The organism is Treponema sp. B152, assembly GCF_024181665.1.
Classification (GTDB): domain Bacteria; phylum Spirochaetota; class Spirochaetia; order Treponematales; family Treponemataceae; genus Treponema_B; species Treponema_B denticola.
The window spans coordinates 380,041-394,082 of sequence record NZ_CP058668.1 but is presented as its reverse complement, the minus strand read 5'-3'; the positions used below and the strand labels follow the sequence as shown (position 1 = coordinate 394,082).

The following is a 14,042-nucleotide window of genomic DNA, read 5'->3' as shown; positions in this document are numbered from 1 at the left end:
TTTCCCTCTCCTTACTTCCGTTAAAAGTTAGTACTTGTTTTTTCGCGTTTAATTAGCTCTTCATCCCTTTCGGTTAAAGGAATCTGCTGACCCTTTGCATCATAGATTGTAAAGTCTAGAGCTAAACCTCTTAATTCCTGTACCAATACGTTAAAGGATTCGGGGATACCGGCAGAGCTTGAAGGCTCGCCCTTAACGATGGATTCATATATTTTAGATCGTCCGTGCATATCGTCGGACTTGATTGTAATAAGCTCCTGCAAGGTGTTGGCTGCACCGTAAGCTTCAAGGGCCCAAACTTCCATTTCTCCCAAACGCTGACCGCCGAATTGAGCCTTACCGCCCAAGGGCTGCTGGGTAACAAGAGAATAGGGGCCTGTTGATCGGGCGTGCATCTTGTCGTCTACCAAGTGAGCCAGCTTTAAGAAGTAGATAACCCCGACAAATACCTCGTTTTCAAAGAGGCGGCCGGTTAAGCCGTCTCGGAGTTTTACCTTAGAGCTGGTAGGATAACCTGCTTCTTTAAGCTTCGCTTCAATCTGTTCCATACTGGGAGACTCAAAAACCGGAGACTCGTACCACTCATTCAATTTTAATCCTGCAAGGCCCAGCTCCGATTCCAAAATCTGGCCGATATTCATTCGTGAAGGAACACCGAGCGGGTTTAGACAAATATCAAGAGGTGTTCCGTCTTCCATGTAGGGCATATCTTCTTCGGGGAGGATTCTGGCTACAAGACCCTTGTTTCCGTGGCGGCCTGCCATCTTGTCCCCCTCGCGGAGTTTTCGTTTTGTAGCGATTAAGACCTTTACAACTTCATCTACACCGGGGCTCAAGTCATCTCCCTGATCCCTTTTTAAGCGCTGAACATCTATAACCGTGCCCTCGGTTCCGTGTGGAACACGCAGAGATGTATCCCGCACTTCCTTAGCCTTTTCACCGAAAATAGAATTAAGGAGCTTAAATTCGGGAGTTGTATCGCTTTCGCTTTTAGGAGTAACCTTTCCGACAAGGATATCTCCGGGCTTTACCTTAGAGCCTATGCGGATAATACCTTCGCTGTCGAGGTCGTCCAAGCTCTTTTCGGACTTGTTCGGAATATCGCAGGTCATCTTTTCGGCACCCAGCTTTGTTTCCCGAACATCGGTTGAAAGCTCTTTTATATGAATAGAAGTGAACATATCTTCTTTTACAACTCTGCGTGAAATTAAGATAGCGTCTTCATAGTTATAACCGTTCCAAGGAACGAATCCTACGAGGATATTTCGGCCTAGGGCCAATTCTCCGTTATAGGTTGCAGGACCGTCAGCTATGGGCTGGCCTGCCTTGACCGTATCGCCTACATTGACGATGGGGCGCTGATGGTAACAGGTTTCTTGGTTCGTCCTTTGATATTTTAAGAGAGTGTATTCGTCCTTGTCTTCTTTATTTTTTCCCTTTTCGGGGGCTATGATAATCGTATCGGAAGAAACAAACTCAACCTTTCCCGATCTTTTTGCCTTAACCAAAACGCCCGAATCATAGGCGCACTTTTTTTCCATACCGGTTCCGACTCGCGGAGGTTCGGGGAAAACTAAAGGAACAGCCTGACGCTGCATGTTGGAACCCATGAGGGCACGGTTAGCGTCGTCATGTTCAAGGAAGGGAATTAGAGAAGCCGAAACGGATATAATCTGTTTAGGCGAAACATCCATGTACTGAATATCTTTCGGACTTATTGAAGTATAGTCTCCAAGTTTTCGGCACGAAACCTGATCCGTATTGATCTTTCCGTCCTTTCCGATAGCGGAAGAAACCTGTCCGATAAAGTATTTGTCTTCATCCATTGCAGACAAGTACTCGATTTCGCGGGTAGCAACCCCATTTACAACCTTTACATAGGGTGCCTCCAAAAAGCCGTATTCGTTTACACGGGCATAGTTTGCCATGGAAACGATAAGACCGATGTTCGGACCTTCAGGGGTTTCTATCGGGCACATTCTTCCGTAGTGGGTATAGTGAACTTCTCGTACCTCAAAGCCTGCCCTGTCGCGCGAAAGACCGCCGGGGCCTAAGGCATTAAGACGGCGCTTATGAGTAAGTTCGGCCAAGGGGTTTACCTGATCCATGAACTGGGACAACTGGCTTGCTCCGAAGAATTCTTTGATAGCCGCAACAATGGGCTTAATGGAAATTAAGTCCTGAGGTTTGATGGTATCCATTTCCTTGGAACTCATCCTGTCGCGGGCAATACGTTCCATTCTTGAGAAGGCTTTTTTGAGAACATCGGTCATAATTTCGCCGACTGACCTAATTCGTCTGTTGCCTAGGTGGTCGATATCGTCAATGCTTTCTTCACCTATGTAAACCTTGATCAAAAATTTCATGGTCTTAAATATATCTTCTTCGATTAAGGTTGTACCTTTAACGTCATCAGAATAGTCGAATTTTTTGTTTAATTTATATCGGCCGACCTTACCTATATCGTACCTTCTTGCAGTGAAAAACATATTGTGCAGGTCTTCTTTTGCATTTTCGTAGGTAATAGGATCTCCCGGCCGGATAACGCTGTAGACTGCGTTTAGGGCATCTTCAACGGTGGGCTCATCGTTTACGGCCGGATCGGGAGTGTACTTGATTTCTTCTCTTTCAAAACAGTTGATGATAATCTGAGAATCCAAAGAGTCTTTTCCCTTAAAGTCGATTATCGTTATCTTTTTAACGTCATTTTGAATTAAATCGTCGATGTTGTGGGGATGAATTTTTTCACCGGCTTGATGCATTTTACGTTTTTCGCCGTCTTCACCCTTTACATAGACATCTCTGGCCAGTACCTGACCGATTAATTCTTCGTACTCGGTCCTGTCCGGAGATATTTTTGCTGTCTTTGTTTTATAGAAAAGGTCGATAATTTTTTCTCTTGTGTCATATCCGAGAGCACGTAAAAATATCGTACCTAAAATTCGCTTTTTACTGTCAAGCTTTGCGTAGATAAGCTCTTTTTTCTGATCTATTTCGAATTCAAGCCATGTTCCTCGGTATGGAATAATGCGGCTTGAGTAAACACCCTTTTCATGCGAAAAGATAACACCAGGCGAACGGTGAATCTGAGAAACGACAACCCTTTCCGCTCCGTTTATAATAAAGGTTCCTCTTTCCGTCATCAGAGGAATATCGCCCATATAGATGTTTTTGCGGCGAATTTCCTTAGTTTCTTTAAAAAATAAGTCTATTTCGGCTTTTAAAGGGACGGAATAAGTAAGTCCCTTTTGTTTGCATTCAATTTCAGAAAATTTAATACTATCATAATCGAGAGAATAGGATAGATATTGCAAAGCCATGTCTTCATTTGTACTTTCAATAGGAAAAGTTGTATGGAATACCGATTCTAAGCCCTCAATCTCGGTCTCATCTGTCTTTTTTTCTTTGTTTAAAAATTTATTGTAAGATTGAATCTGAATATCGATGAGATTAGGAAGCTCCATAAAATTCGGAACATCCTTACCGTAATACCTTCGATCTATTTTTTGACCTCTTGCAAACATCCATTACCCCCCAAGTCTATATTTAATCACAAAAAGACTTCCTGAGAATTCATACAGGAAGTCTTAGAGAAAATTCATTGTCTATGCTGTTGTGCTTCTTTTTGGAAGAAGCACAACAAGGTCCGGCATAAAGCCGGTATTTTGCTTATTAAGCAATTTCAACTTCACCGCCGGCGGCTGTAATAGCTTCCTTAATCTTGGCTGCTTCTTCTTTAGAAACATCTTCTTTAAGGACTTTCGGAGCTCCTTCAACAAGCTCTTTAGCTTCCTTCAAGCCGAGGCCGGGAATAACGTTTCGAACTTCTTTAATAACACCGATCTTTTTACCGGGATCGGAAAGTCCTTTAAGAGTAACAGTGAATTCTGTTTTCTCTTCTTCAGAGGCTCCGCCTCCTGCAGCTCCGCCTGCAACTACTGCAACGGGAGCAGCGGCTGTTACACCGAATTTTTCTTCCATAGCCTTGATAAGCTCGGAAAGTTCGAGAATCGTTTTTTCGCCGATTGCTTCAATAATTTGTTCATTTGTTAATGCTGCCATATTATCTTCTCCTTAAAAATTAAATTTTTGTGCTTTTTAAGCACCTTAAGCAGACAGGGGGTCAGCTTTTGAAGCCTGACTGCTTAACTTCTTTCGGAAATATCCGAAAGCTTGTTTTAAGCCTCGGGAGCAGACTCTGCAGGCTGTTCGGCCGGCGTATCAGCCGCTTTTTCCTCTGAAGCAGGAGCTTCAGCTTTTGCTTCTGCGGGAGCTGCACCTTGGGCACCGCCCTTATCCACAATCGCCTGTAAGGTGCGTACAAACTTGGAAGTTGTAGCATTGACTGTAGACATAAACATTGCAATAAGATCTTTTTTTCCGGGAAGTTTTGAAAATGCCTCGATTTGCTTGGCATCATAAATTTCACCGTCAACTACCGCACCCTTAATTACAAGAGCCGGAGCATCTTTTGCATATTCAAACAAGGTCTTAGCGGCAAGGTTTGCATCTTCTGCAATCATAGCCAAGGCTGTAGGTCCGGTTAACCAGGAATCTACATCCTTAATATCGGCATCTTCAAAAGCAATGCGTGCAAAATTATTGCGTACAACCTTGTATGTGCAAGCATTTTCTCTGAGCTTCTTGCGGAGCTCAGTGATTTGCTCAACCTTTAAGCCTCTGTACTCGGTAAAAATAAAAGCGGAGGAGGCTTTTACATCGTTTTTGATGCTTTCAATCGCTTCGGTTTTTTGGCGATTCGGATTTTTTGTTCTTAATGCCATTTTTACTCTCCTACCTTATAATCAACCCAAACGCCGGGGCCCATTGTCGAACTAATCGATACGGATCTGATATAGTCACCCTTTGCATCGGCAGGCTTTTTTCTCATCGTTTCGTTGATAAGAGCCTGTACGTTTTCCACAATCTTGGAAGAGTCCATAGAAACCTTTCCAACAGGGAGATGAACAACTCCGCCCTTATCGGCGCGGAATTCTACACGGCCTTTTTTAAGCTGGTTTATAGCGCTTGCAATATCCGTGGTAACCGTTCCCGTCTTGGGGTTAGGCATTAAGCCTCTGCGGCCGAGTACCATACCCAAGCGTCCTACATCCTTCATCATATCGGGGGTAGCAACTGCGATATCAAAATCGAGCCAGCCGCCCTTTACTTTTTCGATGTACTCCGTAGAACCGGCATAGGCAGCTCCTGCGTCAAGAGCTTCTTTTACTCTGTCGTCCGTACAAAAAACCAAAACCTTTTTTTCGCCCCTAAACTGATGGGGGAGAACAAGGGTATCTCTAACGCTCTGTCCCTTACCAAGGGTCAAACTTACATGAACTTCAACTGTTTCATCGAATTTGGCGTATTTAAGCTCCTTGACAATATCAACAGCCTTGGGAAGCTCGTAGGATGCTGCAGAATCATACTTTGCAAGTGCATTTTTGTAATTTTTTCCGTGTTTCATACTAGCGCTCCACCTCTACACCCATACTTCGTGCAGTTCCTGCAATGATTTTCTTTGCAGCTTCAATGTCGTTTGCATTGATATCGGGCATCTTTGTTTTTGCGATTTCTTCCAATGCGGCCTTTGAAAGTTTTCCGACTTTTGCAGTAACCGATGTGGCAGAACCTTTTTCAATCTTACAGGCTTTTTTGATTAAAACCGATGCGGGCGGTGTTTTGAGGATAAAAGTAAAACTCTTATCGGCATATACCGTAATAACAACGGGGATAACCAAACCGGGCTCCATGGACTTTGTACGGTCATTGAACTGCTGTACAAACTGGGGCGCACTTACACCGTGCGGACCTAGAGCCGGGCCTATAGGCGGCGCAGGAGTTGCTTTTCCTGCGGGACACTGAAGTTTAATCTGTGTCACAACCTTTTTCTTTGCCATCTTCTCTCCTTCCGGTACAAACGGAGGTATTCCCTCCTCCCGTAATATACAACTAAAGTGCTGATGCCGAGCACCGCACCTTGTTTAAAATTTAAATGATTTCGGCTTGAGACATTTCGACTTCAACCGGTGTAGTACGGCCGAAGATCGCAACCATAACTCTTAACTTATTTTTATCTGCCATAACTTCATCGATGACGCCGGTAAACGAGGCAAAAGCACCTTCGATGATTTTAACATGCTGTCCTTCACTGAAATTTTGAATAACTCGGATATTCTTGTCGCCCTTAATTTCGCCTGTTTTTTGCAGGATTTCCTTTGCTTCATCGGGAGAAATAGGCTGAGGCTTTTCATTACCTGCCGTTCCCAAGAAACCCGTAACGCCCTGAATTTTGCGGATTTCGGAGCAAACACTTTTCCAACCAAGATCGGGAAGATTCATTTCGACCAGCATATAACCGGGAAGAAACTTGCGTTTAACATTGCGTTTTTTTCCGCCCTTATTTTCAATTACAAGTTCTTCAGGTATTTTTATATCTGTAACAAAATCAGCAGAGATAATCCCTTTTTCTATCAGAGTACGTATTGTTCTTTCAATTTTATTCTCATAACCCGAATAGGTATGAAGAATGTACCAAGCCTTAGCCATTACTTAAAATATCCAACCCACACAAGCTATAAAGAAAGCATCAAGACCGCCGAGAAAAACAGCTACAATAAGGGTAGAAATCAACACTACTTTTACTGAAGACCCAACTTCAGAAGCTGTAGGCCAGACAACTTTTCTAAGCTCGCCTATACATTCTTTCCAAAAAGTTCCAATTTTAGCCATAAAAACCTCGTTTTTTAAAATTACAGGCCAGGAAGGACTCGAACCCTCAACATTCGGTTTTGGAGACCGACGCTCTACCATTGGAGCTACTGACCTAATTGAATCTAAGCCCGCTGCCTGACGGCACGGACTTATTCGACTACTTTATCTTTGTTTCCTTATGCAATGTATGCTTGCGATCAAAAGAGCAATACTTCATCAATTCAAGCTTACCCTGAATGTTTTTTCTGTTCTTAGATGTAGTATAATTTCTTCTTTTACATTCGCTGCATTGAAGAGCTATGAGCTCTACAGCCGTTTTTTTAGCCATTACTTTACCCTCCGCAAAATTCTAGGTCATCGTTTCCGAAAAGCTCCCGAGCAGAATTGAACTGCTGACCCCAACCTTACCATGGTTGTGCTCTGCCGACTGAGCTACAGGAGCAAAATGCCAACAAAATAGGTTCAAGCATTTTATCAAATCGAGTATTTTTTGTCAATAGCTTGACATGGAATTTTAGCGAAATTAGAAATAAAATCAGACATTCCTAAACAAAGAAAGAATGCCTGATTTTAAAGAATCAACAACCCCAACGCAGAGCGTACGTTGCGTAGCAACAGGGTATAAAACCCTCCGCACGAATAAACTTAAAAAATCCGGTACTTTTAAAAGTTATAAGTCTGCAAAACACTCAAAATATAAGAAAATCTTTCAGCATAATAATTAATTTTAACTTCTTCTAAAAGGTTTTGAGCAGCATATAATTCGTGAATACTGCTCTTGCCCTGCTTATAGAGTTCTTCGGCAAGAGTAAAGTACTTTTTTTGAATTTCAAGGGAGGATTTTGACATTTCGGATTTAAACAGGGCTTTTTCGATATTTTTTAATCCTTTCTTTTTTTCTTCTTCAAGGCTGCGTCTTAAAAAAGCCTCGTTCAAAGAGTTAATTTCTTTTAAAATTTTAAAATTTTTATTCAGCCTAAAATCATCATGTAATGGAGAAAGATTTATCCTTAAATTCATAGATACCGACCATTTAAGCCTAGGAGTATCCTTCCAATAGCCCATAAAGGCTGCCGGAAAAGACGGATAACGGTCTTTCGACGGAAGCACATCAGCACCGAGCGATAAAAAAAACTTTGGAATACTATTATTAAAATTTTTAACCGACTGCATCCAAGAAACCTCATGCTGTACAAGGCTCAGCTCATCCCCGGCCGATGCTTCTCTTTGAAGATAAAAAGCAAAATTTTCAAAAAAATTAAGCCAAGAATCAATATCCTCGCTCAAATCACTAAAACTCAAGCCCATAGATTCTATTTCACCTATAAGAGCTTCATAGCTTTGTTCCGCTTGAAACAGTAAAATTTCCTCCTGCCGAATCTTTTTGTTCTTTTCGGAAAAATCAAGAACAGAAAGCTTTCCTTGCGAAAATAAAATTTCGTTTTTTTGTTTTTCTTCGATATTCCAGTTTTGTACATTTTTTAAAAGCTCCAGCTTTTTCTTTAAGATTTTTTCCGAGCCTATGGCCGAAATCATTTTAATAATCAGGGCCTTTTTATTTTTATCCCTTTCAAGCATGGAAAGCAGCCTTTTCTTTTGATATAGGCCGAAATCCTGTTTTACAAAATCAGGCAAGGCAGAAGGAGCCATAAACCAAAGCGGGACATTCAGCCCGGCAGAAGAGCTAAATTTATAGGAATAGTCCGGGTTATTGTCAAAAAAAATTCCGCATGATTGCTTACCTGTAAGATTAAGGCTCATGCCCAAAGGAAGCCTTTGACTGATCCCTAAGGATGCAGCAATATCAAAAGCCTTATAGTGCTTATCCAGTTCTGTGCCTGAAACAGAAGTATTTACATCAAGATACGGAAAAGGCATCCACCCTGCAAATTCCGAAAACAGGAGCCTTTCATTAAATTTAAAGCTTAATTCCATTTTTTTATATTGTTGATTTTTTTCAATCAGAGGATTTATCTTATCAAAAAATTCTTTTATACCGACTTCCATTTTTATTTCAGCATTGGCTGAAAATAAAATAAGACCAAAAATTATATTTAATACAAATTTTTTCATTTTACCTCCAATCTTTTTAGTATAAATGACAGGATAGAACCAGTTTCGGTGATTATCGATGCCTCGGCATCCAATCCGACTTTTAAAAAATGAGCCATACCCTTTTTATCCGGCAAGGTATTCCCATCCAATTTTACAAAGACGGCATACTCGGAACTTTTTGCTCCCAAGAAAACATCGGGGAGGATGGTTTCTACTTGCCCGTCAAGGCTGCCGAATTCATGATGAGGAAAGGCAGGAAATTTTAAACGAACCTTCATGTCTTCTCTTACAAGCCCCGCCTTCGAAGAAGGAAGCCTTAGCACAACCCTAATGTTTTCACTTGAGGAAGGCACAATCTTTAATATTTCTTGGCCGCTAAAAACATTATCCCCGCAGTTAAGAGATGAAATTTCCTGCACTTCTCCCGAAATAGGAGCATAGACTGTAAAAAGTTTTAAACTTTCTTCCATTTTAAAAATGGAATTGCTTAAATTTTCTTTTTGAAACTCTAAGCTCTCTTTTTCGCTGAGAAGGGAATGGAAAAAAGAATTTTTATACTGCTCCAAGTCTCTTTTGCTTTTTTCAACATTTAAATTGAGAAGCTCAATTTTTTGGTTTGCTAAACTAAAATCGGGAAGAGCTTTTTCCTCTTCAAAAATTCTGGAGTTTAGCTCTAAAGCTTTTTCCAGATTGGTTTTTACCGAAAAATAATTTTCCATCCGTTTGTAAGCTATTTTTCTTTCAAAGGGAACGAGCATTAAGTCTTTTTCAGCACTCACAATACAGGCTTCTGTATCCTTAATTTTTTCTTCGATTTTAAGCATCAGATCCTCAAGGTTTTGCCTTTCCTTTTGGGCAACCGTATCATCAATGCTTAAAAGAATAGCCCCTTTTTCGACATATTGGCCAGAGGTAAAGTGAATATTTTGTATCTTCCCTGCCGTAAAACTTTTTACAAAGGAAACATTTTCTATGGGACGCACCATTCCTGAAGCCCTTACAACTTCTTCTTTTTTTCCTAGAATAAGCCAAGCCGTTGTGCAAAGAGCCAGAAGGCATATAATTGAAATTACGGAACTGAAAATCCCGGTTTTTTGCTCTTGAAGCACTTCGCCGGTATAAGTTAAATCTTCAACATATAAGATGGATTTCATGCTACAACCTCCTCCATATTTTGTGTTTCCCATAATCTTGAATAAACCCCGTATTTTTCGAGCAAATCTGCGTGTGTTCCCGCCTCGGCTATTTCGCCCTTATCGAACACGAAGATTTTATCGCAGTCCTTGATTGAGCTTAACCTGTGAGCTATGATTATCGAAGTCCGGCCTGCACCGATTTCTTTGAGAGTATTCAAAACTTCCGCTTCCGAAATTCCATCCAGAGCTGAAGTAGCCTCATCCAAAATCAGCATGGATGGATTGTGTAAAAGGATACGTGCAATAGCTATACGCTGCCTTTCTCCTCCGGAAAGGGTGGTGCCTTGCTCCCCGACAAGGGTATTGTACCTATCGGGCATGGATTCGATAAAAGAAGCAGCGCCTGAAACTTCGGCAGCTGCCATCATCCGCCTGTAATCACCGTTTCCCGAACTCCAATTTATGTTTTCCGCTATCGTTCCCGAAAACAAGAGAATGTCCTGAGGAACATAGCCTATTTGCTTACGGTAAGAATCGTTTTTTAAGTCTTTTAGGTTTATATCGTCTACAAAAATATCCCCTTCCTGTGCAGAGTAAAATTTCATCAAAAGCTTTGCAAGGGTGGTCTTGCCAGAACCTGAAGCACCGACAAAAGCAACCCTTTCACCAGGATTTATACTTAAATTTATGTTCTTCAAATTTTTTGAATGGGAATCGTAGCCGAAAGATAAATTTTTTATATCGATTTTGCCTGCAAGGCCATTCGATTCGATTTTTCCCTTATCCAAATTTTCTTCGGTTTCTTCATCAAAGATTTCGGCAAGCCTTTCTGCTGCAACATAGGCCTCTTGAAGCTGGGGCTGAAGAGTTAAAAGCCTTGCAAGAGGATCCAAAAAATAACCTGAAAGAATGACAAAGGAAATTAATTGGCCTAAAGACATTGAACCGTTCAGTATATTTAAACTTCCGAGCCAATAAATAGCCAGGGTTCCGCATCTTCCGATAAAATTTTGGAGGCTGCTTTGATAATTGGAAAAAGATGCAAGTTTGATACCCTTTCGGATAGCATTTACGATTTTAAACTCGGCTCTTTCAAGGGCCTTAGATTCGGCACCCAAGGCCTTGATCGTAGCTATTCCGTTCAGGCTTTCAACAATACAGGAGTGTTTTTCGGCCTCGGCGGAGGCCCTGGCCCTTATCATTTTTTGATAAGGCCTTGCATACAGCCATACCAAAACCGAACTTACCACCACAGGCACAAGGGCTGCAACAAGCAGATTGGAGCCGAGGGAGATTAAAAATATTGCTCCGAAAATAAGCATCAATGAATCTAAAACAACGGTCAGGGCCGTAGCGGAAATAACCTGCCTTATCGTAACAGTATCGTTCATCCTTGCAACAAGCTCTCCGGTCTTTTTTCCGGTAAAAAAGCGCATCGGCAAATGAAGGACATGCTCAAAATATCGATAGACCAAAACCGTATCAATCTTATAACTCATACTCATCAGCAGCTGATTCCTGGCCAAACCCAAAAGGCTTCTAAAAATAATTACGCCCAAAAAACCTACCGAAAAACCGGTAAGAGTCTCTCTTAAATTGGAGCTTAGCACCTCATCAATCAAAAACCTAAAATAAAACGCACTAATAATGCCCAAAAAAGACAGGATAACGCTCGCAATTAAAATTTCCGCGCATATCTTTTTGTGAGACCTTAAAATAGGCAAAAATCTGGTTAAGCCCTTTGATGAAGCACTTTTTTCGGAAAAATCCGGCTGGGGCAAAAGTATAAAAAAGGCCCCTGTCCAATTTTTTTGAAAAACCTCTGTGTTTATTTTTTTATATCCTTCGGAGGGATCCGCCAAATAAACATAGTTTGAATCCGATTTATAAACGACAAGATAATGGTTATCGCTCCCCCTTACAGCATGAGCAATAAAGGGCATAGGAATATTTTTTGGGATTTCTTTTGATTCAGAAAGAGCCCCTCGGCATGAAAACCCTAAGGTCTCGGCAGCATGAATTATGCCCAAACCTGAAGCTCCCCTTTTACCGCCTTGAAACAGCCTTCTTATCTTATCTATATCGATCGGCTTCCCATAATGCCTGCATATATTTGCAATACATGCAGCTCCGCAATCTTCACGGGTTTTTTGTAAAATTATATTTTTCATATATACCTCTCTATAATTCTTATAGTTTTTTTTTGTAATTAATAGTAATTTTTTAAATATGTGAGAAAAAAAAATTACAGCTTGAAAAAAGAGTAAAAAAAGAGTATTATTAGTTAATATCAAATGGGAGGTATTTAATGAAGAAAAATTATAAATTACTGATTTTGATGTCTATCCTTGTGCCGCTTTTGTTTGCATCATGTGCATCAAAGCAAAAAACACAAGATATTCCGCCTGAGCCGAAAGTAGAAGAAGTAAAGGCTCCGGACGTAGAAAAAGAAGATCCTAAACAGGAAGACGTTAAGCCGGAAGTACCCAAGACTGACCCTCTTCTTGCCAATCTCAAACTTTTTCAAGGTGAAAACGGAAAGGTTAACAAGGCGAGAAAAAAAGCTGTAGAGCTGGGTGCAGACGAAGCATATCCCGATTTTTTTAATGCTGCGGATGACGTTAAACAAACGGCCGACACAGCTGCCGAAACAGGGAATTTAAAAGAAGCTATAGCAAAATACGACGAAGCCGTCATCAAATATGAAACCCTTTCAAATTTGATGAGTTCAGCAGCTTTAAGAACCGAAATAGAAGCTAACGGTTTTGCAGCATATTCCCCGTCAGACTATGCAGATGCCGAAAGGTTTTCAATCAATACCGTAGATCATTACCCCTTAGATCATAAGATGGCAAAAGAATCTTCGGAAGACGCTTTGAAGCTTTATAAAAAAGTTGTAAATAAGGGATACTTTGAATTTGCCAAAACAGCAAAAGATTCTGCAAAAGAGAGTAAATATTACTGTGATTCGATCAAGGTTGCAAGAAGCAGAAAGGAAGAATACAACAATGCCGTCAAAACATATAACCGCGGAAAATCGGCTGCCGATAAGGCTGATTATAAGGAAGCCTACATGTCGTATGATGAAGCTGCAAAACTTTTTGCAAAACTATACGTAGAGGTTTCTTTAAAACGGGCAGAGGCCGAGAGAGCTATGGCTGAGGCTGCAAAACGGCAGCAGGAAAGCTCGGATCTGGCCTTAGAGGCCGACAAAGAAGCTCCTTTGACCGAAGGCGGAGAAGGCTTTACCGAAGGAGACCTTGATTTACAAAACCTGTCAACACCTCAGACCGGAGCGCCTGTTGAAAACATCAACACCAAGGGCGATGCACCTGCAAATACCGAAAATAATCAAACAACAACAGAAGGAGGCAAATAATGAAAAAACTTATCACAATTTTAATATTTTTACTGGTTTTAATACCTCTTTTTGCCCTCTCCTATGATGACAATGAATATCAAAGAAAAAGCAGGGCTTATATGGAACTTGCAACAAAGGCCTATGATGAAGGAGATTACGACGCTGCCATAGAATACTCCAAACTTGCAGAAAGCTATGCACAGCAATCCTCCGAGTTCATTCAAAGAATGCTGGCTAAAACCGAGGCTGAACAGGAAATGAACAAGGCACGTACCAGATTCACTTGGGCAAAGGCAAACGGAGCTGAAGAAAAATATCCAGATGCTTATAAAACTGCGGAAGAAGCCTTAAACGCAGGAAGCATAGCCTTCGATAACGAAAACTATGATGTAGCAGTCGTATGCGCCCAAAGAGTAATGGATGCTCTTTCAGTAGTTAAGGGAAAGGATGACACAGGCCTTGCAGAGCTTCCTTCTCAATATAGAATCAGGACATGGAGAGGGGAAAGGGACTGTTTGTGGAATATTGCAGCCAAAAAAGAAGTATATGGAAATCCATTTATGTGGCGTAAGCTGTATGAAGCCAATAAGGATAAACTCCCTGATCCGACAAATCCCAACTGGGTAGAACCGGATATTATTTTAACGATTCCGTCCATTAAAGGTGAAAAAAGATCAGGTCTCTACGATCCTTCAATAAGCTATAAACACTTTAAATAGGGATTAGACTATTAAAAAAGCCTCCAAAATCTTTTAAACTTTGGAGGCTTTTTTATT

Annotated in this window: 13 protein-coding genes and 2 tRNA genes; 2 read left to right on the top strand and 13 right to left on the bottom strand. The window is 41.1% G+C overall.

Features of this window, described 5'->3' with window-relative positions:
* Positions 1 to 20 precede the first annotated feature (20 nt).
* The 13 genes from rpoB to HYB91_RS01635 form a co-directional block, all read right to left on the bottom strand.
* On the bottom strand, positions 21 to 3,524 hold the full coding sequence (rpoB, locus tag HYB91_RS01695) for a DNA-directed RNA polymerase subunit beta (RefSeq protein ID WP_002667607.1): 3,504 nt from the start codon (positions 3,522 to 3,524) through the stop codon (positions 21 to 23).
* 148 nt (positions 3,525 to 3,672) lie between these two features.
* The gene (gene rplL / locus HYB91_RS01690) at positions 3,673 to 4,062 is read right to left on the bottom strand and encodes a 50S ribosomal protein L7/L12 (RefSeq protein ID WP_002675886.1); all 390 of its coding nucleotides are present in this window, start codon (positions 4,060 to 4,062) and stop codon (positions 3,673 to 3,675) included.
* 116 nt (positions 4,063 to 4,178) lie between these two features.
* A complete protein-coding gene (gene rplJ, locus HYB91_RS01685) occupies positions 4,179 to 4,784 on the bottom strand; it encodes a 50S ribosomal protein L10 (RefSeq protein ID WP_002675887.1) in 606 nt (201 codons plus the stop codon).
* 2 nt (positions 4,785 to 4,786) lie between these two features.
* Positions 4,787 to 5,467, bottom strand: coding sequence for a 50S ribosomal protein L1 (rplA, locus tag HYB91_RS01680; RefSeq protein WP_002675888.1), 681 nt, complete (start codon positions 5,465 to 5,467; stop codon positions 4,787 to 4,789).
* Position 5,468: 1 nt separating this feature from the next.
* Positions 5,469 to 5,900: a 50S ribosomal protein L11 gene (gene rplK / locus HYB91_RS01675; RefSeq protein ID WP_002667599.1), complete on the bottom strand. Its 432-nt coding sequence runs from the start codon at positions 5,898 to 5,900 to the stop codon at positions 5,469 to 5,471.
* Between the two features lie 91 nt (positions 5,901 to 5,991).
* Positions 5,992 to 6,549 (bottom strand): transcription termination/antitermination protein NusG, encoded by a 558-nt coding sequence (nusG, locus tag HYB91_RS01670; protein ID WP_002667597.1) that lies wholly within the window; start codon positions 6,547 to 6,549, stop codon positions 5,992 to 5,994.
* 3 nt (positions 6,550 to 6,552) lie between these two features.
* Positions 6,553 to 6,732 carry a preprotein translocase subunit SecE gene (secE, locus tag HYB91_RS01665; protein WP_002667596.1) on the bottom strand — a complete coding sequence of 60 codons (180 nt, stop codon included), beginning with the start codon at positions 6,730 to 6,732 and terminating at the stop codon, positions 6,553 to 6,555.
* 23 nt (positions 6,733 to 6,755) lie between these two features.
* A tRNA-Trp gene (locus tag HYB91_RS01660) sits at positions 6,756 to 6,828 on the bottom strand.
* A 43-nt stretch (positions 6,829 to 6,871) separates the two neighbouring features.
* Positions 6,872 to 7,042 carry a 50S ribosomal protein L33 gene (gene rpmG, locus HYB91_RS01655; protein WP_002667594.1) on the bottom strand — a complete coding sequence of 57 codons (171 nt, stop codon included), beginning with the start codon at positions 7,040 to 7,042 and terminating at the stop codon, positions 6,872 to 6,874.
* 41 nt (positions 7,043 to 7,083) lie between these two features.
* Positions 7,084 to 7,156 (bottom strand) — tRNA-Thr (locus HYB91_RS01650).
* Between the two features lie 221 nt (positions 7,157 to 7,377).
* Positions 7,378 to 8,787 (bottom strand): TolC family protein, encoded by a 1,410-nt coding sequence (locus tag HYB91_RS01645; protein ID WP_002675889.1) that lies wholly within the window; start codon positions 8,785 to 8,787, stop codon positions 7,378 to 7,380.
* Complete coding sequence (locus HYB91_RS01640; RefSeq protein WP_002675890.1) at positions 8,784 to 9,923, bottom strand: HlyD family secretion protein; 1,140 nt, start codon at positions 9,921 to 9,923, stop codon at positions 8,784 to 8,786. The genes HYB91_RS01645 and HYB91_RS01640 overlap by 4 nt, the downstream gene beginning before the upstream one ends.
* On the bottom strand, positions 9,920 to 12,076 hold the full coding sequence (locus tag HYB91_RS01635) for a peptidase domain-containing ABC transporter (RefSeq protein WP_002675891.1): 2,157 nt from the start codon (positions 12,074 to 12,076) through the stop codon (positions 9,920 to 9,922). The genes HYB91_RS01640 and HYB91_RS01635 overlap by 4 nt, the downstream gene beginning before the upstream one ends.
* Before the next feature lie 137 nt (positions 12,077 to 12,213).
* On the opposite strand from HYB91_RS01635, the gene HYB91_RS01630 reads away from it, so the two are divergent.
* Together HYB91_RS01630 and HYB91_RS01625 are read left to right on the top strand one after the other, a co-directional pair.
* A complete protein-coding gene (locus tag HYB91_RS01630; RefSeq protein ID WP_002675892.1) occupies positions 12,214 to 13,284 on the top strand; it encodes a hypothetical protein in 1,071 nt (356 codons plus the stop codon).
* The gene (locus HYB91_RS01625) at positions 13,284 to 13,985 is read left to right on the top strand and encodes a DUF4398 domain-containing protein (protein ID WP_002674029.1); all 702 of its coding nucleotides are present in this window, start codon (positions 13,284 to 13,286) and stop codon (positions 13,983 to 13,985) included. The genes HYB91_RS01630 and HYB91_RS01625 overlap by 1 nt, the downstream gene beginning before the upstream one ends.
* Positions 13,986 to 14,042: the final 57 nt, after the last annotated feature.

Coding starts and splice junctions, on each gene's coding strand:
- rpoB (WP_002667607.1), bottom strand. CDS start 3,524: ATGTTTGCAAGAGGTCAAAAAATAGATCGAAGGTATTACGGTAAGGAT.
- rplL (WP_002675886.1), bottom strand. CDS start 4,062: ATGGCAGCATTAACAAATGAACAAATTATTGAAGCAATCGGCGAAAAA.
- rplJ (WP_002675887.1), bottom strand. CDS start 4,784: ATGGCATTAAGAACAAAAAATCCGAATCGCCAAAAAACCGAAGCGATT.
- rplA (WP_002675888.1), bottom strand. CDS start 5,467: ATGAAACACGGAAAAAATTACAAAAATGCACTTGCAAAGTATGATTCT.
- rplK (WP_002667599.1), bottom strand. CDS start 5,900: ATGGCAAAGAAAAAGGTTGTGACACAGATTAAACTTCAGTGTCCCGCA.
- nusG (WP_002667597.1), bottom strand. CDS start 6,549: ATGGCTAAGGCTTGGTACATTCTTCATACCTATTCGGGTTATGAGAAT.
- secE (WP_002667596.1), bottom strand. CDS start 6,732: ATGGCTAAAATTGGAACTTTTTGGAAAGAATGTATAGGCGAGCTTAGA.
- rpmG (WP_002667594.1), bottom strand. CDS start 7,042: ATGGCTAAAAAAACGGCTGTAGAGCTCATAGCTCTTCAATGCAGCGAA.
- HYB91_RS01645 (WP_002675889.1), bottom strand. CDS start 8,787: ATGAAAAAATTTGTATTAAATATAATTTTTGGTCTTATTTTATTTTCA.
- HYB91_RS01640 (WP_002675890.1), bottom strand. CDS start 9,923: ATGAAATCCATCTTATATGTTGAAGATTTAACTTATACCGGCGAAGTG.
- HYB91_RS01635 (WP_002675891.1), bottom strand. CDS start 12,076: ATGAAAAATATAATTTTACAAAAAACCCGTGAAGATTGCGGAGCTGCA.
- HYB91_RS01630 (WP_002675892.1), top strand. CDS start 12,214: ATGAAGAAAAATTATAAATTACTGATTTTGATGTCTATCCTTGTGCCG.
- HYB91_RS01625 (WP_002674029.1), top strand. CDS start 13,284: ATGAAAAAACTTATCACAATTTTAATATTTTTACTGGTTTTAATACCT.